The sequence below is a fragment of the Pseudoalteromonas sp. genome, from assembly GCF_036960685.1.
Taxonomy (GTDB): Bacteria; Pseudomonadota; Gammaproteobacteria; order Enterobacterales; family Alteromonadaceae; genus Pseudoalteromonas.
Genome location: NZ_JBALXK010000001.1, coordinates 312,292 through 331,972 on the forward strand (window position 1 = coordinate 312,292; position 19,681 = coordinate 331,972).

The window sequence follows — 19,681 nt, forward strand, 5'->3', positions numbered from 1 at the left end:
TACTCACCCTTTTCCTACAAAATTAAAATCATCAATCGAAGCATTTGGAAATAAATGTTGGGTCACTGCCATTTTTTTCGCATCCCCTGCAATAGATTTAAATCCTGCTCGCTGATTAAGCAAATTTACAAACTTATTTTCTTTATTAATAACGGCTACCCACATTGCATCTGGGTATGTTTGCTCAGTCTCTTTTAGTTGCCAATCTAATACTAGTTGAGCATGGGCAAAATTAACATCGTCACTTGCTGCAAACCAGCCACCAATTAAATAATTTTGCTGTTCTATTTCATACAATTGATGCCAAACGTAAAGTAACGGCTTGCCTTTAACTTCCATAACATAAGAGTCGCGACGATTAGCAAACCACCAGCAATAATGATCAAGTTGATCGATATCTTTTGTGATCGTCATTCGCCAAGCATTGTTCGGTAAGTTTCTCGCTGCCAAATAGCGGTTTATGTCTTGATCAACCACTCGCCTTAACGTGATTGTGTCGGTTAAATGCTGATGCTGACTTTCAATTAGGTTGCTATTGGCTTGAGTAATCTGACTAGAAGCAAGCTCTGAAGTAATTAACTTGGCAACACGACTTGCACCTTCACCATCAATTTTTACAGCAACGTTTTCACGCATTAGGTGGATGCGCTCTATATTTTGTAGCATTGCTAAAATTAGCGTTAAAACCTGTTCTGGCGGATAGTCTATTAAGTTTGCGATATGGAAATAATGCCCCAAATCATCTAACGCAGCTTGTTGATTTTCTTGATTCTTTGCAATCGAGAACGTTAATGCAGGTGTTTTAGTCGCGGCCAGCTCATACAAAGATGTGCCTAAAGCGCCAACAAACAAGGTGCAGCTTTTATAGTATTTGGCTAAACAACTAGGTGCTTCAATTAAATTTAATTGTGAGTTACCTAAAGCTAACTCATGTAGCTGAGTAACGGATGTAGCATTAGGGCCTATAATTAGATTAACTTTATACTCTGGCGCTGTTTCAAGAATTAATCGTATGATTTCAGTAAGCTGTTTCCAATCGCCACCACCGCCGAGAGAAAACATAAGCTCTTTATTTGAGCGCTCTGTTTGCGAGCAGTTTCGATAAGCCCTAGACAGCATCGAAAAATCAGGACCAAGTAAAAAGTTTTGTGATTCAAGTGCCGTACTTTGATAACGTGACGAAGTCTTTTCAGCATTCCATTTACTATCGATAACCAGCTCTGCTAAATGCTCTCTTTCAAGATCATCAACCGCAATAATCGATGGCACATGTTTAGCCATCTCTGATTCCCATACAATATCAAAACGATAGCTATCAATAAGTAATTTATCAATGATGAGCTGTTGCTCGTTGAAAAGCTGAACACAGTTAGCCGCATCTTCTATCTGTGTTATTGCATAGGGTAATAAATGTATATTTCCGAGTTCTTTAGTTAAATGATCCGACAATTGTGTATCGACTAAAAAAACAACCTCTTCACCTAAACATTGCAACTCTAACGCGAGCCATTTACAACGCATATAGTGGCCCAAGCCACATAGTGTATCGACTCTAATTGCTATCATTTAACTTCACTAACGCAGTCGCTAAATTTCCTACTTTTGCATTTTCACTGTCGACCATTAACTCTGGAGGAACAGCAATACCATATTCGGTTTCTAGGCTCATAATAAGGCTCAGTATCTCAAATGAGTCTAACGCCCCTGCAGCTACAAAGTCATATTCAGCAATGTCAGCATCTTCAACAAATACGCCGCGTTCTAATAAAAATTGCTGAACCGATTGGATTAAGTCTTGTTTCATATCGCTCACTTTAGGTCACTCCAAGACAATTGAGTGCCACAACGCAATTCTTTATTAACTGTTCGTCCAATAAGGTTTGGCAGCTCTTTTGGCATAATTTCGCCGCCCCCTGGACGCATTTGTCTTAGATGCTCAGGGCTAAGCTGCTCTCCAGCTTTAATATCTTTGATAATGTATACACAGCGACGTGCTTTTGAGGCAACGGATGGATAATCAACTTTGCCCAGTGCTTTTTCAATTTGTCTTACGCCATGTACAAGGGCCTGAAGCTCCGATGGCGTCATTGAAAAAAAGCTATCCGCGGTATTATCTGTTTTGTCCAATACAAAGTGCTTTTCTATCATACATGCACCTACGGCAACTGAAGCCAGTGGCACATCATTTCCCAGTGTGTGATCAGATAAACCAACCGGACACTCAAAAGCCTGTTGCATATGAGGGATAGTTCGCAAATTAATAGTCTCTGCAGGAGCAGGATAAGTGCTTGTACACTTCATCAATGCAAGTTCAGTAACACCCGCATCTTCAGCGACTTTTACCGCCTCAGCAATTTCAACTAACGTCGCACCACCTGTAGACATAATTACGGGTTTACCGGTAGCGGCTACATCACGAATTAATTGGTGGTCAATGAGTTCAGGTGAAGCAATTTTATAGGCTGGTGCATCAAACTGTGCTAATAAATCGACTGCCGATTTATCGAATGGTGATGAAAAACAAGTAAGTCCAAGTTTTGCTGATAGTTCAAACAATTCCGCATGAAAATCCCAAGGCATATAGGCTGTCTTGTATAAATCATGTAAGTACTGACCTTGCCATGGTCCTGTCGCTTCAAAGTGCGGAAGTTTACAATCCATGGTTAACGTATCTGCGGTATAAGTTTGTAGCTTAATCGCATCAGCACCGGCTTCATGAGCAGCATGAACTAACTCTTTAGCTTTATTTAAACATTGACCATGGTTAGCTGACATTTCAGCGATGATATAACAAGGGTGATCGTGCCCTACCCATGTATCAGCTATTTTAAATTCTTTCTTAAACATATTACCCAACTTGAACTTGTTCTACGTGCTCATTGATCTTAAGTATATCAGGATGAGAGCTTAGCATTTGTTTTAATTCATCAAATGTGAAATCAGTACGGTAATCAAACAAACTATAAATGGCTTTAATTAACTCATAATCAGCGGGCTCATCTAAAGTTAAACGCCAATGACTGAAATCATCGACGTTCTTATAGTCAGCCACTTTCATATTTCTGCAAATATATTGCGTCATATGTTCTTTTTCAAAATCTTCTGTTGCGCATTCAAAGGCTGATTTAAGCGCCTCAAAAGTAAACACTTCTGTATCAAAGCCATTAGGGAAACCACAGTGAGGGCCAGCCGAAATATAATCATACTCACTGCGCACACTATAAAAGTGATCTATAACACGTGCAGTCTCAGTTAAATCAATGAGAGGACAATCACTGGTACAACGAATAATCACAGTATCTGAGTTTGCATTTACAGACTGTGCAGCTAGGTAATAGCGACTTAATACATTGTTAGTGTCACCTTCAACGTATTTCACACCCAGTCGTTCACACAACTCAGTGATCGGTCGCTGAGTGCCATCATCTGTTGTCGCAATAATGATTTTCTCTTTAAAAGGAGCCAATCTTTCTAGCATCACTTCTAATACAGGCTTTGTTCCAAGAGGCAGCATTACCTTTTTAGGTAAACGAGATGACGTCATTCTAGCTTGAATTACAATATAAAAATCGTTGTCCAGAAGCTTTGAAACAAGCTGTTCAGTAAAAGTATTCAACAACTTAAAACTCCCATAACATTGTTAGACCGCCATCATTTCGACCATCATCTACAACTTTAAAACCTATTTTATAATAAGCCGAAACGGCAGCAGTATTGGCTGAGTCAACACCAAGCTGCATTTTAGTAATACCTAATTGCTGCTTTGCATGGCGTGCAAAACATTCAATTACTTCCTTTGCAACACCTTTGCCATGCCACGCTTTTTCACCAATCAGAATACCCATTTCAACACAATCGCGGTTTTTTCCTTTGATGATAAACTTTATATTTCCAATATGCTCATCAGTATCAAGAGTAAAAATGCCATAAAAATACACATCTTTATCTGCAAGCTGCTCTTCAATATATGCAACAAGGCCACTGTTAGACTCTGGTTTATTTAGGATGAATTCGCTTACACCTGAATTCAACCAGTTTAAATACTTAGCAGATGCATCTGCTGCTTCTAAGTATCTTAGTTTAAACCTATTTGAAGTCAGTAAATTCATCTTAATTCAGCCTTTTAAAGCCTGACGTTGATGGAATAACATGTGTCAGTAACTCAGGATTTTCAATCGCATCGGCTATGGCCGAAAACGCATTATCAACCGCTTTTAAATAAGTCTCAACGTGGTGTTCTTTGTGCGCATACATGCAGTAAAACATATTAGTTGCTAACACACCTTGCTCTAACATTTTCTCAATAAAGTAAGATTTAAGCGTCAAAAAGTTTTCATTTTTTAGACTAAAGTGACAAAGGGCATCAATACCAGACACATGAATTTCAAGGCCATGCTTTTGCGCTAAACTTAGCCAACCATCCTTAATTTTTGCACCGATTACGGCTAGATGCTCATGGACTTGGTGTTTCTCGTAATAATTAATCGTTGCTAATGCAGCTGTTGGCCCTACTCGTTCAGTCCACATAGTGCTAGATATAAAACTCGTTTGAGCTGCATCCATCCATTTAGACTTGCCTATGATGGCAGCCATCGCATAGCCATTAGCCATTGCCTTAGAAAAAACAGCAATATCAGGATTAATACCCAGCTTCAAATGCGATCCACCACAGTTGATCCTAAAGCCCATAGATATTTCATCAATAATTAATGGAATATTTAATTGCGCAGCAATGGCCTCAACTTTTTGCCAGTATTCTTCAGATGGGGCAAAATTTCTCATTGGCTCCATCACGATAGCAGCAAGCTCATCACCATTTTCAGCCACTAACTGCTCTAGAGCTTCGATATCATTAAAAGGGAAAGGGAGTGCTGTTCCTGCGAGCGCTTTTGGAACACCTTTAGGTGAAAGGCCAGGAATTAAATGGTCGTTAAGATTACTATTACTTGTAACATTGGCTGATAAATACCAATCGTGCCATCCATGGTAACCACTAAAAGCAATTTTATCTTTACCTGTTGCTGCTCGTGCAATACGCACTGCGACAGTCATTGCTTCACCGCCACAACGGGCATATCTAACTTCTTCAGACCAAGGGTGTAATTCTAATAACTTCTCAGCAAGCTCAACATCCTCTGGGCAATTTAAGCTAGAACTAACCCCGTTTCGAATAGAGTTAATAACCGCATCATCAACTTCATCTACCGCGTAACCAAGAATATTTGCACCGATACCAGAAATCGACATATCGAGGTACTCGTTACCATCAAGATCCCAAACTTGGCATCCTTTTGATTTAGAAAAATACCCAGGCCAAATATTGGTGCTAAACATATCTGGTCGCTTAGAAAGCAATTGAGTTAAGCCAGGGATAATACTTTTAGCCCTTTTTTGAAGAGCGATGCTGCTTGTTGTTTTTTTTGCGGTCATAATCTTAAATTCTTCTGATGAAGGGAATGCATAATCCACTTGATATATTTAAGTATCTGACTCTAGCAATAAATATATCAAGCCCAAGATTTTCATCGTCAAACGATTAAATATAAAGATAAAATTCTTTTTAAAGTATCTATTTACATAACCGTACATTTTCTTTGTAATAGTCAGGAGCACTTTCAATAAAGGAAACCCAGCAATTAAGTGCTTTATTATAATATTCTAAAATTTCCGTTTCATCTCCATAGTTATAAAGTAAAGATACTAACAAAGAAGCTGTATAAAGAACTTCACCTTCAAACAACAAAAATACGTTTAAATATTTCGCGGAATTTTTAAATGAGTACAGATAGCGAACACTTTTTAACAGATTATTAAGAGCATCAGAACGGATCGCTGTATTTTCTTTTAATATCTCAGCCATTGTTTTACAGAACTCAGTAAACTCTTCAAAATGTAGTAAAGCTTCAACTTCGCTAAGTTGAACTCTTGTAGAAAAGCGATGCTCTTTCACATATTCAACTACATTTGATTTATCCAATGAAGTCGGTTCTAAATAAATGTAGTCAGACTGAAGAGGCGTTGCACCTTTAATTTTCGCACCGTTACTACAGTTATAAAAATTAATGCCTTCGTTTTTAAATGAATTTATAAGCTTTTCCATTTGGATGTTACCCACACTCATAAACTCATCAGTAAGTATTGTAGGAACAAAATTACCTGGAAGTGCAATCTGCTTACCGATTTTTAATGGTTTATGCTCTACTTGACCTTCTTTATTATAATAAAAGCTAGATTTAGAATGATGGTAATCTTCATCAACATAACCATTATCTACCCCAAAGAGATAGATATTCTTAAAACCAAGATGGCATGCATAACTCAACGCTGTATTTCCCACCAATGGATTACAATACGAAAGTATTTCAGTGATTGGTTTTCGATTAATAAATTGCGATAAATGTACTAATTGAGTAGCAGATTCATTTCCTTTTAATCCATAACCTGTCCATGGAAACAAACTAGCCACCTTTGGATGCATAACATTTGTGACCAATAAATTCATTTTTTGACGTGCTTCTTCAGGTAAAAAATCCCTTAAAAAGTCATATGTCATTTCTGTTCTTTCTAAAGCGACATGAAAATCAGGTATGATCCCTTTTTTAACTAAAGCTGTAGATGCCGAATTACAAGAAAAAATAACAACCTTATCTTGTATTTGCTGTAAGAATTCAATTTCTTGATCAAGAGAAGGTCCATTAGCAATAATGACTACAGGAAAGTCAGCCATCTCATGCTTCATCGGCTTTTGCACACTCATTAGGTTAAATTCATTCTCTAGATTACCAAGAGTATGAGCTATCCCCATCATTGCATCATCAAAGAAACCGAAGCCAGTAAAAAATTGATGGAAGTTCACCTTAAACTCATCAATCCATTTATTCATTTTTTGGGATGGGTAATGTTGATAAAACCAAGTATAACTTACCGAAGCGATACCTACATTTCGACTTCGATCATAAATATTTTTGAATACCTCATCTTCGGACATGCCGATTCCCAAATAAAGGAAGCTTCCATTATTATCTATACTTTCTAAAATATTTTTCCAGTCAGCTACAAATAAACTTGCAAAAAAGTAATCTTCATTTGGCTCAATAATATTAATAAAACTGATTTCTCGCTTCTCGATTAACTCTGGTAAATGATAACCTAAGCCAATTCCAAACAGCATCAAACTTGGTAACTTCTCTTCTAAACAACTATTATCTCGTAAATTTGCCTTAGCTTCGCCAAACACTTCCCCCATTTTATTCATTAAATCAATATGGATAAAATCTAAGGGGTTTTGGATTGCGGAAATTGCCGAGTGATCTGTTTTGCCCAGAATTGGCGACTTAATATTATTATTAACTTGTTCAATAGCTTGTTTGATGGGGTCCTCAGAGTACATAGGTACCTGAGTGTCATAGTCAATAATATTAGCAGTGCCATTATCATTTAAAATAAATTGAAACTGTTCGTTTGGTTGATATTTTTGAAACTTTTCAAAAATATCAGGAAAATATTTTTTAAAAGCGAGAAGGTTTTCTTCAAACTTTAAATTCGCTTGGTTTGCAAACTCTTGTTCTCTTTTTTGCTGCGTCAATGTGTCATCAATTTTACTTGAAAGTAATTCTAACTGTTCTTCTACTGACTGATTATTTGCCATCATTACGTGACCTATTTTATACTTTTATAAACATTGAGCTTTTTCTTCGTACTTAAATGATTACCTAATGCCTCTGCAAGCTCTCTTCTTTTTAATGCTACCTTTAGTGTTAACAAAGAGAATGTATCATATATTTTTTGATAGGCAGGTAGCTCTGAATTATCTAAAAGATGTGTGTCTTCAAAAAACGTTCTAATAGCAAGCTCTAAATTTGTAACGGCTTCTGCCAATACTTCAAAATCACTCGTATCCAATAACTGCTCAGTAGTTTTAATTTGCTTTTCTATGTCTACTAAACGCTCATCCGACATTGGCATCAGCACCATTTTCACGAAGTGTTTGCTCCCTAACATCGTGCGGAATTGCGTCCCAAGCAGACTTGATCTCTTTTAATAAATTAGAAACTTCAGTGACAATTTCAGGATCATTTTTGATACTAGCATCAATAAGACGGTCAATCATATAAGAGTAAAGCGCATATAAGTTTTCAGTTACTTCACCGCCTAACTCAAAATCTAAGCAGCTACGTAAAGCCTCTATAATTGCCGATGCTTTGGATAAGTGTTCACTTTTTGCTTCAAGTTGTTTCTTTTCAATTGCAACTCTAGATAGCACCATCTTTTCAATTGCACCAGCCATTAGCATTTGAATAATTTCATAACGATCAGCACCAGCAACTCGTGTTTTGAGTGCTTCTTTCTGATAATTTTTCACTTTGGCGTTATACATATTAAAACCCTTTTAAATCAAATTTATTATGATTTGTCTCTTGTAAATCCAGGCAAACTTGCAAGCTGGGCTCCTAAGTACTGTTGTGTTGACTGCATTTGCGCCAGCAACACATCTAAGCCCGCATATTGCTTTCTAAGCCTGCCTTCTAATTCGCTCATTCTAAACTCATGCTTTAGCACATCATCTTCTAGATCAGTAACCTGCGTGTTTAGATTATCTTCTCGTTGTTTCAATATTCCTTTTGAACTTACGTAATTATCTAAAAAAGATTCGAACTGTTTGGCAACCCCATTTTCACCTGCAAAGGCCTTGCCAATATTGTCAAAGTTCTCATCCATTGCTGTATTTAAACTACGGACTAAAGTTGATTTTTCTAGGTAACCTTTCTTATCAACACCCAAACCAATATCGAAAATACTTGTAAACGGCCCTGCATCAGTTAAATTTGTAGAAAGCATATTGACCATCTGCGAGCTCAACGTACGAATGGTTGCATCACTATTTAAAGGTTTACCAACTCTCGATTGCAGGCCTAACTGCCCTATTGCATTGTTATAATTAGCAATAAATTCATCAATTAATGTTGTAACACTTTCTCGGTCATAACTAACAGCTAATTTTGCAGTTTCTCCATCGACACTTTCACGCTTAGCAGTAATAGTCATATCTTGCACTGCATCTTTAAACGTATTTGTGTCATTAGTAATTTCAATACCATCAACTTTAATTACTGCGCTTTTTGCTTCATTTCCAGCTGTTATACCAATACCACCACTACCAGGAGCTCCTCCATTAGCATCAGTAGATACATTATCAAGCTCAGCATTATCATTGGTGATTACCAAGTCATTACCAGCACCACTCACACTCGAAGTAAGTACCAACTTTGACTCAGTACCAGTGTTTATTATATTTGCTGTTACGCCAAAATTATCATCGGAGTCATTAATTGCATCACGTAAATCAGCTAATGTTGCACCCGCATCGAGAGTTAGATCAAAGCTTTTGTCTCCAGCTGCAAATGATAAGGTGCCTCCAGAAGCAGTAACTACATCGTCAGTAGAAGAAAATAAAGGAGGTACAGCGTCGTTTGACGTTGCACGACTACCCTGAGCCAGTGCTAAAACTTCAATTTTAAAATTACCAGGCGTAATATCTTTTGTTGGAGTAACGGAGACGAGATCACCGTCATCACTTGTTGGTTGAGTGATATTAGCAATGCGTTTATTGAAGTTATCAGGATCAGCTAGTTTTTTTATTGTGTCTTGTAGCTTGGATAACGCAGACTTGATCTCTCCGATTGATGATATTTCAACCTCTAGTGACTTGTCTTTTTTTGCAAAAGCATTCATTTTTGGAACATTTTCGGCATCAACAGTTGCCTGAATGATACTTTCAAGGTCCAACCCAGATCCAATACCTGCGGATGTTATAAGTGGCATACCTCTCTCCTACTATCTGTTCCAAAAAATATTATACTGTTTGATTAAATAACAAACCTTTATTAGTAAGTTTATCGGCAAATTCATCTAAAGCTTTAGCAACTTCTCTAAACTCTTCAGTGGGAATTTCGCGAATAACTTCTTCGCTGGTTTTATCAAATACTTTGATTATTGGCGGATCCCCTTGTTCATCAAATTCAAACTTCAAATTTGTTGAAGTAACGGGAATATACTTATTTAATTTCTCTAAATTTTCTTTCACTTCATCAATTAGTGCTTTTCTTTCACTTTTGGAATCAAGTTGCTTGCTGTCATCAACAAACACTGGCTCCCTATCAGCAGTTTTTATACCTGTCTGCTCAATAACTGCTTTTTTACTTGCCTCATTTAATTCATTTTTATTTATAAATGTTGAATTAGTGGTGAAATTTTCACTCGATTTAATTAATGCACCTAAGTCAGCCATGGTAGCTCTCCTTCAAAATACAAACAAAGTATAAGTCATTATCGAGATAAAATCCCAATAATGACCTAATAGCTGCCTACCCTAGTAACGATAACGCTACTTGTGGACGCTGGTTTGCTTGACTGAGAATTGAGCTACTTGCTTGTTGTAGTATCTGCATCTTAGTTAAATTTGCTGTCTCTGATGCAAAGTCAGTATCTTGAATACGCGAGCGTGCCGCAGACAAGTTTTCAGAAATATTAGCTTGATTTCGAATCGTTGATTGGAAACGATTTTGCACAGCACCTAGCTCTGCTCGTTTTTTATCTACTACTGCGATCATTGCATCCATGCCAGCTAAAACATACTGTGCATTTGTTTGTGATGAAACACTGATACCCGTTTCAGTAAACTTAGTTGCAAAGTCGCTTGTAGCACCAATCGCAGAGCCTGCGATATCAGATACACCAGCAGCAAGCGTGGTTAAACCTTTACCACCTACAGCACTAGCAACACCGGCAATACCTGATATAGTAAATCCACCATTAGTTGAAATGCTATTTGTAGCTGCAGTACCACCTACGTTTTGCATACTAAAACCTATAGTTTGGACCGCATCAGCACCAACCTGAAATTTAGCATCATATTTGCCATCTAAAAGGTTTTGCCCACCAAAGGTAGTATCTTCTGCAACACGATTAACTTCAGCAGCTAATGATCTTATTTCTTCTTGAATCGCTAAACGATCTTCATCAGTATTTGAACCATTCGTTGCTTGTTGAGCAAGAGTACGAACTCGTTGGAACATTGTTGTTACTTCGTCCAGAGCACCTTCAGCCGTTTGAGCAAGTGAAATGCCATCGTTAGCATTACGGTTACCTTGATTCAAACCATTAACTTGACCAGTTAAACGGTTAGATATTTGCATACCAGCACTGTCATCTTTTGCACTATTAATGCGTAAGCCTGATGATAGACGTTGAAAGGATGTATCAAGCTGATTACCAGATTTCATTAACTGGCGCTGTGCGTTCAGTGAACTCACATTAGTATTTACATAGATAGCCATATTAGCCTCCGCTTTATCATTTTATAACTCAATAACGAGATACCCCTACCCAGTTATTAAGTCGACATAGAGTCCTAGATCTGTAGTTCTCTAAATCAGTTATCGTCTGATAAAGCGAAAGCTTTAGCTTTATTTGTAAAATAATTTAACTTTTATTTAATTTTAACCTTGTAATAAGCTCAATGCTGCTTGAGGTCTTTGATTTGCTTGACCTAAAATAGTTTGACTAGCTTGTTGTAAAATTTGGTTTTTAGTTAGGTTTGCAGTTTCCATTGCAAAGTCAGCATCTTTGATTCGAGATTTTGCAGAAGCTAAATTTTCAGAAATATTAGCTTGGTTACGAATAGTCGATTGAAATCTGTTTTGTACAGCACCTAATTCAGCACGTTTTTTATCAACAACAGCTATCATTGCATCCATAGCGGCAAAAACTTGTTGTGCATTCACCTGACTAGACACACTAATATTAGCTGCGGTGATACTACTAAAGCCTACTGTCGCTTCTGTTAATGAAGAGGAAACATTACTGATACCTGCGGCTAATGTAGACATCCCCTTACCTGCAACGGCTGAAGCAATACTCGCAATACCAGACATAGTAAATCCACCATTGGCAGAAACACTATTTGCCCCTCCAGCAGTAGTGCCCACATCCTGCATGCTAAAACCAATTGTCTGTACAGCATCAGCGCCAACTTGAAAGCTCGCTGCATAACTACCATCTAGAAGGTTTTGTCCACCAAATGTGGTGTCAGCAGCAATTCGATTTACCTCTGAAGATAACTGACGGATCTCTTCCTGAATTGCCAAACGATCTTCATCAGTATTTGAACCATTAGCAGATTGTTGTGCTAGTGTTCGGATGCGTTGAAAAGTCGACGTAATTTCATCCATTGCACCTTCAGCTGTTTGCGCTAATGAAATTCCATCATTAGCGTTACGGTTACCTTGGTTTAAACCCAGGATTTGCGATTGTAAGCGATCAGAGATTTGCAACCCTGCCGCATCATCTGCAGCACTGTTAATACGTAAACCTGAAGATAGACGTTTAAATGAAGTATCAAGGTCGCCCCCAGTTCTTTCAAGTTGTCTTTGTGCATTTAATGCACTCACATTTGTATTTACATATAAAGCCATAATAAACTCTCTTCTTATCTGTCAAAGTTAAGCCACCACCTTGAGATGGTAGTATTTGACAAAGTGACTCATTACAACGGCAAACTTTAATTGCCTGGGGCAAAAAACTGCCACTTTGCAGGTTATTTAAAAACTTAATAAGAGTAGAGCAAGCTTTAGGCCAACTTTTTATAGTTGCACAAAGAATAGTATGTGAGGATACACAATGAAAAAAGGCTTCTAGAAGAAGCCTTTGAAAGATAAGTTTGAGAGTGGGTTTTCAAAAGCAATGAAGTGGCACACTTTATGCTTTATTTATTATGTTCTTACAAATGTTAGAACACTACAGATGGATTTTTAAGCCTCCGCTTTACAATCCTTCAATAGCGCCTTTGTTAATACCCCATTAGACAAAGGCGCTTTTCTTTTCAGTCAAATTATTGACTCAATTCCTAATCTTATCCAAGTAGGCTTAATGCAGCCTGTGGACGCTGATTTGCTTGGCTCAAGATTGTTTGGCTAGCTTGTTGTAAAATCTGCATCTTAGTTAAGTTCGCGGTCTCAGCGGCGAAATCGGTATCTTTAATACGTGATTTTGCAGCGCTTAAATTTTCAGCAATATTTGATTGGTTACGAATAGTTGACTGGAATCTGTTTTGCACCGCACCTAATTCAGCACGTTTTTTGTCAACTACAGCAATCATTGCATCCATACCAGCTAAAACATACTGAGCATTTGTTTGTGATGAAACACTGATACCTGTTTCAGTAAACTTAGTAGCAAAGTCACTAGTCGCGCCAATCGCAGAGCCTGCGATATCAGATACACCAGCGGCAAGCGTAGTTAAACCTTTACCACCGACGGCACTGGCTACCCCAGCGATACCTGACATAGTAAATCCACCATTTGTAGAGATACTGTTAGTTGTAGCGGTACCACCTACATTTTGCATACTAAAGCCAATCGTTTGGACCGCGTCAGCGCCAACTTGGAACTTGGCATCATATGTGCCATCTAATAGGTTTTGACCACCAAAAGTCGTATCTTCTGCAACTCGGTTGACTTCAGCAGACAAAGATCTAATTTCCTCTTGAATCGCTAAACGGTCTTCGTCAGTATTTGAACCATTAGTTGCTTGTTGTGCAAGAGTACGTACTCGTTGAAACATTGCTGTAACTTCGTCAAGTGCACCCTCAGCCGTTTGTGCTAATGAAATACCATCGTTTGCATTACGGTTACCTTGATTCAAACCGTTAATTTGTGATGTTAAACGGTCAGAAATCTGTAGACCTGCCGCATCATCTTTTGCGCTATTAATACGCAAACCAGATGATAAACGTTGGAATGATGTATCTAGTGCATTACCAGAATTGTTTAATTGTCTTTGTGCGTTTAATGCACTAACATTTGTATTTACATATAAAGCCATGATTATCTCTCCCGAAGTAAACTTATCATTTACTCTCAAACTTACTTAGATTAAGCAGTGGTTGTTATTTACAACGCTTTGCTTGGTTAATTAAGTTATCGGTCTGCTCGAAAAATCCTTTAGCTTTTTTTTAAGTTTTTTTTAATTATTTTATTATCTGATTGTTATTAATTAACTTTTAGTCACATAAAAAGATTATCACACACCGAAAACAACGCTATGCGGTTAACTAAATATGTTCTAGTTCAGTATCAGCTAAGTAATTAAATAATAAAGATAAGAGTCTTAGAAGGTGGGTAAATAGCAAAGTAAGGCAATGTTTTGCCTTACTCTTGGTGTTCTTATAGCTTACTTATAAGTAATCAAACAATGAGAGTTTAGCTAAGCGGCCAAAAGTTGCCTGTGAAGCTTGCAGTGCCGTTTCTTGCTTGGTGAGCTCTGTGATTGCTTCTGCCATATCAAGTTCAACTAAATCTGCTCGCGATGATTTATTATTGACATCCAGATCACTATTCGATTGGGTGATTTTTTCAGTGGTATTTAATCGCCCTCCTAATCCTGCTTGAGTTAAAGATACAGTATTTTTACTGTTATCAATTTGGATCATCGCAGCAGCGAGTACTTGATCATAATCGTCTTGGCTTAGTGTTGGATCGGTGAGACCTGCGATTAAGTCACTTAGCGTATTTAACACGTTTTCTTTTTGTGGAGCCTCAAGTGTAAAGTCCACTTGCCCGGTTGCAACAGGGTTCATACTGATTTCCATACCAGCAAACTTAAGTGGAGAGCCATCAAATGTGCCTGACGTAACGACATTACCGCCTTGCTCTACTGAATATGAATTTGGGCTGCCAGCGGTTGTAATAATATTAAACGTGTTTGCTCCAGCTGCAGCGCTAGGATCTGCGTTATAGTTGGCTTTATGAAATGCATCAAATTGTGCTTGCTCTCGTATATATACTTGGGCGCTGGTGATGCCACCAGATGCAACACCATCATTAGAGGCAACATTTAAACGCGCATTGACCTTTTCGAAGGTATCAAAACCGTTATCACTTGATTTTATCTCAACCCCTTCTGCTACTTTGATCTTGTGCTGGCCTTGATCGCCACCATAAACATATTTGCCTGTTGATGAATCGAGAGAATAGGTTTGCGTGTTATCTTGATAACCCGAAAATATATATTTGCCATCTTCAGTTTTAGCATTCATTAAATCGAGCACACTACTTTGTATTGATTTAAGTTCCTCTGCAATGCCTTCACGGTCTATATCCGTATAAACCCCATTACCGGCTTGAATTGCCAATGTATAAGCTTTTTCAAGTGAGCCTTTAATATTTTCCAGCACACTTTCTTGAGTATTTAAGCGACTCGTCAGCATGGTAATGTTTTTACTATACTGTTCATTTGCTTGAATACGGTCGGTATACAGTAAAGCTCGGGCGGTTGCTGATGGATCATCAGACGCAGTCAGTACTCGCTTTTGAGTATTTACTTGCTCTTGCGCTTTATTAACATTCTGTTGGTTATTCAAAATAGAATTTAGGCTATTTTGATACATTTGGTTATTTGATAAACGCATAATTACCTCGCAGCACTAAGTAATGTGTCAAAAATTGTACGAGCCGTTGAAAGCACTTGTGCTGAGGCTGCGTAAGACTGCTGAAAACGTAACAAATTTGCAGCTTCTTCATCTAAATTTACCCCTGACAGGGATTCATACCAGGCTTCAGATTGTTGAGCTAAGGCTTCAAATGCAGCCCCATTAGTCATTGCTTGATTAGTTACCACACCTATATCAGTGACTAATCCCGCATAAGCTTGATTAAAAGTTTTATGATTATCAGCCGATGCGGTTGTGGTCACATTCTGCCGCACTAACTCACCACTTTGTAGCCCAGCCAACAGTAAGCCATTGCGATTATCATCAAAGCCACCTTCGTTAAACTCTAATGAAAAACTATCACCAATAGCGGGGGTTCCTTCAATGTTAAAATCAAATCCGTAAGTGTCGTAAGGCGCACCAGCTTGAGCAAGCATATTCTCAGCAGGAGGTGTGATGGTAAATGTCGTTGTACCACTTCCATCTGTTAGCGTGTATTCATTTGCGTTTGCGGTTTTAACAATACTGATATCACCATTTGCTAAACCAGGTGGGCTTGTCGTTGTAAACCCACCACTCGTTACACTGCTCACTGTGCCAACCGATATATTAGCATTACCGGTATTATTTATATTACCCGCAGTACGGATTGGGGATGCTAATGCTAACGCTTCAGGTCTATTTGTCGCAAGCGTTAAGCTTGATGCAGCTTCTGCATTAAGCTTCACTGAGAATTGATCACCAGCATTACCACTACCCGACACAGTTAATTGTAAACCAAACGATTCCCCGCCTGTAATAGTCGATGAATCAATTACGCCAGCCACGATATCCGCGGTTGAAGGAGCACCTAATGGCTCACCTTTATTATCTACAGGCTGTATTTCAACGGTTGTACCACTAGTATAAGTAACAATAAAATCACTGGCAGGTATTTCACTACCTTTGCCTGGCTCTAAGGTTGCCGTCATACTTGAATTACCCGTGTTGGCTTGATAGGCATAAGCTCCCACAGTCGGAATAGCAAAAATATCCCCACCGAGTTCGCCATTGCCGTCCATACCTAAACGGTTTTGTTGATTAAACGCATCAGCAATTGCTAAGCCCATCTGACCAAGCTGATTTTGTGCTGGTACTAAAATGTCATCGCGAAATGCCAACAAGCCACCAATTTTACCTTTTAATTTACTTGCATCAACTTCAAGCGGCACCGCTTTGCCACCATTAACATCAAGGCGTAACTCTTTAAAGTTAGGATCCGGATCACCAGTCATCGAAAATAAGTTAAACGCACCATCTTGCATTACTAATGACTCACCTGTGCCCATAAAAACCAGCTTTTCACCATTGGGGCCATCCAGTGTTTCTACATCGATTAATTCTGATAGCTTGCGAATAGCTAAATCTCGCTCGTTATATATAGTACTTGAATCTGCAGCATTGCGAGTTCCATTAACTGCTGCTATTTGCTTATTCAAATCACTAATATTTTGAATTAAAGTATTGGCTTCATCTGAGAAAATATCTAACTGCTCATTCACTATATTTTTTTGATCAAACACAATACCTGAAAGCCTGTCCATCTGATCAAGCATATTCTCGGCATCAGTCATTACTAATGAACGCGCGACTGAAGATGAGGGCTGATTTAAACTTTCTTGAATATTATTAAATAACGAATTAACACTGGTCGACAAACTATTTGACTCTTCTGAAAACAAAGTATCGACCCGACTTGCTTCTGTTACAAATTGATCAAAAAAGGTTTTATTTGAGGTGTCGCGATTAAGTTGCTTTTGGGCAAACTCATTTAATAAGCGATACGTTTCTCCACGACCCACTTGATTGTCAATCATGGTCATGTGCTCTGTACGTTCGCGTACATAACCAACCGTATTCACATTAGCAATGTTTTTACTGGTCGTTTGCAGTAATTCTGAATTGGCGCGAACACCTGAATTAGCAATATCTAATAAGTTAAACGACATGTTAATTTACTCCTTGGCGAACCAATGATGTCGCCAATGTTTTAAGCTCACTGTGATTCAGTACTTGCTTAATTTTGTCAGCATAATTGGGGTCTGTGGCATAACCAGCTTTTTGAAGTGAATCTAAAAAGGCAGCTGGTTTTGCGGTATTTTGTAATGCTTCTTGGTAGCGTGGGTTTTCTGTTAAAAACTGTACAAAATCATTCACGCTGTCTTTAATCGATTCATAAGCCCGAAAGCTGGCTTGTTTTTTAACTGGCGTGCCTTGCTCAAATTCCAGTGTCATTTTATTGGCTTTCTCACCCTGCCAGCTTCTATCTGATTTGATATTAAATAAGTTAAAACTGCTGTTACCATCACTTTTATTAATAATATGCTTACCCCACCCCGTCTCAAGCGCCGCTTGGGCAACCATTACTGCAGGGTTCAAACCAATTTTTTCAGCCGCCGTTTTGGCATGTTCCCAAACACTACTGATAAAATCTTCTGCATTTTCAAATTGCGGCTTCTTCGCTGTTGATGAACTGCTAGTGACAGCAGCCATGTCAGGCGAACTATCAGCACTTTTACCGCTTGCACGTTGATCACTACTGAAATTATCAGTGGTACGTAGCACCGAGCTTGGGGTAAAGCCTTTTGCATCAGGAGAGAGTTGTTGCACAATCAGATCGGCTAAGCCCAATGAGCCTTTTGACGAAAGATCAACTGATAACTGCTGGTCATGCATTTCTTCAAAAAACTTTACGCCACTGGAATTGAATGGGCTGTCTTTATCTTCAAACGCTTCATTGGCCTTGCGCATGCTTTTAAGCAACATCTGCGTAAAAATAGATTCAAATTGTGCCGCTGCTTTTTTTAATGCTTCTTTTGATGCTTCTGGCGAGGCGTCACTTTTTAAGGCGTCTTGACGTAACGTATTAAGATTGCCTAAATCAAAGAAGTTTTGTTTATCGAGATGATTAGTATCCATCAGCAATTTGACACAGTGATTAATAATGAAATTAACAATGCAAAAATTGCGCCAATAAGAAGTTACTATGCAGAAAAGGAAAGCGGAATATACCCTAAATTCTAGTAACCTAGAACCTAGGGCCTTTCATAATTAAATTACCACAAGCTGGCCGCTAATTGCACCCGCTTCTTTTAATGCTTCGAGTATCGCCATTAAATCACCTGGTGCAGCACCGACTTCATTAATTGCGCGTACTAAGTCATCAAGGCTCACGCCAGGGTTAAACACAAATGCCCGTGAGTCATCTTGGTCAACGTCGATTATACTTTGGTTAGTAACAACAGTTTCCCCCTCACTTAACGCATTAGGTTGCGATACATTCTGTTGTTCTGCAATGGTAACCGTCAGGCCACCATGAGTAATTGCCGCTGCTTGTAATTTAACATTTTTGCCTATTACAATAGTCCCTGTCCGTGAGTTGACAATAATTTTTGCTGATGTATCTGCCGGTTTAAACTCGAGGTTTTCAAGAGTCGATAAATAAGCCACACGCTGTGATGCATCACGCGGTGCAATCACCCGAATAGATGCGGCATCAAGTGCATGGGCACTATCTGGGCCAATAAGATCATTAATCGTTTGCTCTAACCGCTTTGCAGTAGTGAAATCTGGACGATTCAGGTTAAAGGTAATGTAATCACCTTGCATGAAAGGGCTTTTAATGGCGCGTTCGACTGTTGCGCCGTTTGGTATACGCCCTACAGTGGGTGTATTCATTACCACTTTACTGCCATCAGCACCTTCAACGCCTAAACCACCTACGATCAAACTGCCTTGTGCTACCGCATAAGTATTACCATCAACCCCTTTTAGAAAAGTTTGCAATAATGTGCCACCGCGTAAACTACCGGCACTACCAATAGATGATACGGTAATATCAATAGTTTGACCGGGTTTTCGAAATGCAGGTAATTCAGCATGAACAGCCACTGCTGCCACATTTTTAATCTTAGGTTTTAAATTTGAAGCCATGGTGATGCCAAAGCTATTCAGCATGGCTTTAAAGCTTTGTTCAGTAAAACGGCTTTGCTCTCCTGTGCCCGGTAAACCAACTACCAGACCATAACCGACTAACTGGTTTGAACGAACACCCTCAACCATTGATACATCTTTGATACGTTCAGCGCTGGCATTATAATGCCAACCCAATAAACATACGCACAACAACACTTTTAAGTTATTCATTATCAACA

At 38.6% G+C, this 19,681-nt stretch carries 18 protein-coding genes; all 18 read right to left on the reverse strand.

What is annotated here, in order from left to right:
• Positions 1-3: 3 nt before the first annotated feature.
• A complete protein-coding gene (pseG, locus tag V7783_RS01485; protein ID WP_335677220.1) occupies positions 4-1,566 on the reverse strand; it encodes a UDP-2,4-diacetamido-2,4,6-trideoxy-beta-L-altropyranose hydrolase in 1,563 nt (520 codons plus the stop codon).
• Positions 1,553-1,804: a phosphopantetheine-binding protein gene (locus V7783_RS01490; protein WP_240701325.1), complete on the reverse strand. Its 252-nt coding sequence runs from the start codon at positions 1,802-1,804 to the stop codon at positions 1,553-1,555. The genes pseG and V7783_RS01490 overlap by 14 nt, the downstream gene beginning before the upstream one ends.
• A gap of 5 nt (positions 1,805-1,809) precedes the next feature.
• Positions 1,810-2,847, reverse strand: coding sequence for a pseudaminic acid synthase (gene pseI / locus V7783_RS01495; RefSeq protein ID WP_335677221.1), 1,038 nt, complete (start codon positions 2,845-2,847; stop codon positions 1,810-1,812).
• Position 2,848: 1 nt separating this feature from the next.
• A complete protein-coding gene (locus V7783_RS01500) occupies positions 2,849-3,619 on the reverse strand; it encodes a glycosyltransferase family protein (protein ID WP_335677222.1) in 771 nt (256 codons plus the stop codon).
• Between the two features lies 1 nt (position 3,620).
• A complete protein-coding gene (locus V7783_RS01505; protein ID WP_335677223.1) occupies positions 3,621-4,109 on the reverse strand; it encodes a GNAT family N-acetyltransferase in 489 nt (162 codons plus the stop codon).
• A gap of 1 nt (position 4,110) precedes the next feature.
• The gene (locus V7783_RS01510) at positions 4,111-5,334 is read right to left on the reverse strand and encodes an aminotransferase class III-fold pyridoxal phosphate-dependent enzyme (RefSeq protein ID WP_335677224.1); all 1,224 of its coding nucleotides are present in this window, start codon (positions 5,332-5,334) and stop codon (positions 4,111-4,113) included.
• A gap of 235 nt (positions 5,335-5,569) precedes the next feature.
• Positions 5,570-7,651, reverse strand: coding sequence for a motility associated factor glycosyltransferase family protein (locus V7783_RS01515; RefSeq protein ID WP_335677225.1), 2,082 nt, complete (start codon positions 7,649-7,651; stop codon positions 5,570-5,572).
• 8 nt (positions 7,652-7,659) lie between these two features.
• On the reverse strand, positions 7,660-7,959 hold the full coding sequence (locus V7783_RS01520; protein ID WP_335677226.1) for a hypothetical protein: 300 nt from the start codon (positions 7,957-7,959) through the stop codon (positions 7,660-7,662).
• On the reverse strand, positions 7,949-8,377 hold the full coding sequence (gene fliS, locus V7783_RS01525; protein ID WP_335677227.1) for a flagellar export chaperone FliS: 429 nt from the start codon (positions 8,375-8,377) through the stop codon (positions 7,949-7,951). The genes V7783_RS01520 and fliS overlap by 11 nt, the downstream gene beginning before the upstream one ends.
• Positions 8,378-8,403: 26 nt before the next feature.
• A complete protein-coding gene (gene fliD, locus V7783_RS01530; RefSeq protein ID WP_335677228.1) occupies positions 8,404-9,822 on the reverse strand; it encodes a flagellar filament capping protein FliD in 1,419 nt (472 codons plus the stop codon).
• 31 nt (positions 9,823-9,853) lie between these two features.
• A complete protein-coding gene (locus V7783_RS01535; RefSeq protein ID WP_335677229.1) occupies positions 9,854-10,288 on the reverse strand; it encodes a flagellar protein FlaG in 435 nt (144 codons plus the stop codon).
• Between the two features lie 76 nt (positions 10,289-10,364).
• A complete protein-coding gene (locus V7783_RS01540) occupies positions 10,365-11,336 on the reverse strand; it encodes a flagellin N-terminal helical domain-containing protein (protein WP_335677230.1) in 972 nt (323 codons plus the stop codon).
• A 162-nt stretch (positions 11,337-11,498) separates the two neighbouring features.
• The gene (locus V7783_RS01545; protein ID WP_335677231.1) at positions 11,499-12,473 is read right to left on the reverse strand and encodes a flagellin N-terminal helical domain-containing protein; all 975 of its coding nucleotides are present in this window, start codon (positions 12,471-12,473) and stop codon (positions 11,499-11,501) included.
• Between the two features lie 437 nt (positions 12,474-12,910).
• Positions 12,911-13,882 carry a flagellin N-terminal helical domain-containing protein gene (locus V7783_RS01550; RefSeq protein WP_335677232.1) on the reverse strand — a complete coding sequence of 324 codons (972 nt, stop codon included), beginning with the start codon at positions 13,880-13,882 and terminating at the stop codon, positions 12,911-12,913.
• A gap of 352 nt (positions 13,883-14,234) precedes the next feature.
• Entirely contained in the window at positions 14,235-15,467 is a 1,233-nt protein-coding gene (gene flgL, locus V7783_RS01555; RefSeq protein ID WP_335677233.1) for a flagellar hook-associated protein FlgL, read from the reverse strand.
• A 2-nt stretch (positions 15,468-15,469) separates the two neighbouring features.
• Positions 15,470-17,476, reverse strand: a complete 2,007-nt coding sequence (flgK, locus tag V7783_RS01560) for a flagellar hook-associated protein FlgK (protein ID WP_335677234.1) — start codon at positions 17,474-17,476, stop codon at positions 15,470-15,472.
• 1 nt (position 17,477) lies between these two features.
• Positions 17,478-18,446, reverse strand: coding sequence for a flagellar assembly peptidoglycan hydrolase FlgJ (gene flgJ, locus V7783_RS01565; protein ID WP_335677235.1), 969 nt, complete (start codon positions 18,444-18,446; stop codon positions 17,478-17,480).
• A 132-nt stretch (positions 18,447-18,578) separates the two neighbouring features.
• Positions 18,579-19,673, reverse strand: a complete 1,095-nt coding sequence (locus V7783_RS01570) for a flagellar basal body P-ring protein FlgI (protein WP_335677236.1) — start codon at positions 19,671-19,673, stop codon at positions 18,579-18,581.
• Positions 19,674-19,681: the final 8 nt, after the last annotated feature.

Coding starts and splice junctions, on each gene's coding strand:
- pseG (WP_335677220.1), bottom strand. CDS start 1,566: ATGATAGCAATTAGAGTCGATACACTATGTGGCTTGGGCCACTATATG.
- V7783_RS01490 (WP_240701325.1), bottom strand. CDS start 1,804: ATGAAACAAGACTTAATCCAATCGGTTCAGCAATTTTTATTAGAACGC.
- pseI (WP_335677221.1), bottom strand. CDS start 2,847: ATGTTTAAGAAAGAATTTAAAATAGCTGATACATGGGTAGGGCACGAT.
- V7783_RS01505 (WP_335677223.1), bottom strand. CDS start 4,109: ATGAATTTACTGACTTCAAATAGGTTTAAACTAAGATACTTAGAAGCA.
- V7783_RS01510 (WP_335677224.1), bottom strand. CDS start 5,334: ATGTTTAGCACCAATATTTGGCCTGGGTATTTTTCTAAATCAAAAGGA.
- V7783_RS01515 (WP_335677225.1), bottom strand. CDS start 7,651: ATGATGGCAAATAATCAGTCAGTAGAAGAACAGTTAGAATTACTTTCA.
- V7783_RS01520 (WP_335677226.1), bottom strand. CDS start 7,959: ATGTCGGATGAGCGTTTAGTAGACATAGAAAAGCAAATTAAAACTACT.
- fliS (WP_335677227.1), bottom strand. CDS start 8,377: ATGTATAACGCCAAAGTGAAAAATTATCAGAAAGAAGCACTCAAAACA.
- fliD (WP_335677228.1), bottom strand. CDS start 9,822: ATGCCACTTATAACATCCGCAGGTATTGGATCTGGGTTGGACCTTGAA.
- V7783_RS01535 (WP_335677229.1), bottom strand. CDS start 10,288: ATGGCTGACTTAGGTGCATTAATTAAATCGAGTGAAAATTTCACCACT.
- V7783_RS01540 (WP_335677230.1), bottom strand. CDS start 11,336: ATGGCTATCTATGTAAATACTAATGTGAGTTCACTGAACGCACAGCGC.
- V7783_RS01545 (WP_335677231.1), bottom strand. CDS start 12,473: ATGGCTTTATATGTAAATACAAATGTGAGTGCATTAAATGCACAAAGA.
- V7783_RS01550 (WP_335677232.1), bottom strand. CDS start 13,882: ATGGCTTTATATGTAAATACAAATGTTAGTGCATTAAACGCACAAAGA.
- flgL (WP_335677233.1), bottom strand. CDS start 15,467: ATGCGTTTATCAAATAACCAAATGTATCAAAATAGCCTAAATTCTATT.
- flgK (WP_335677234.1), bottom strand. CDS start 17,476: ATGTCGTTTAACTTATTAGATATTGCTAATTCAGGTGTTCGCGCCAAT.
- flgJ (WP_335677235.1), bottom strand. CDS start 18,446: ATGGATACTAATCATCTCGATAAACAAAACTTCTTTGATTTAGGCAAT.
- V7783_RS01570 (WP_335677236.1), bottom strand. CDS start 19,673: ATGAATAACTTAAAAGTGTTGTTGTGCGTATGTTTATTGGGTTGGCAT.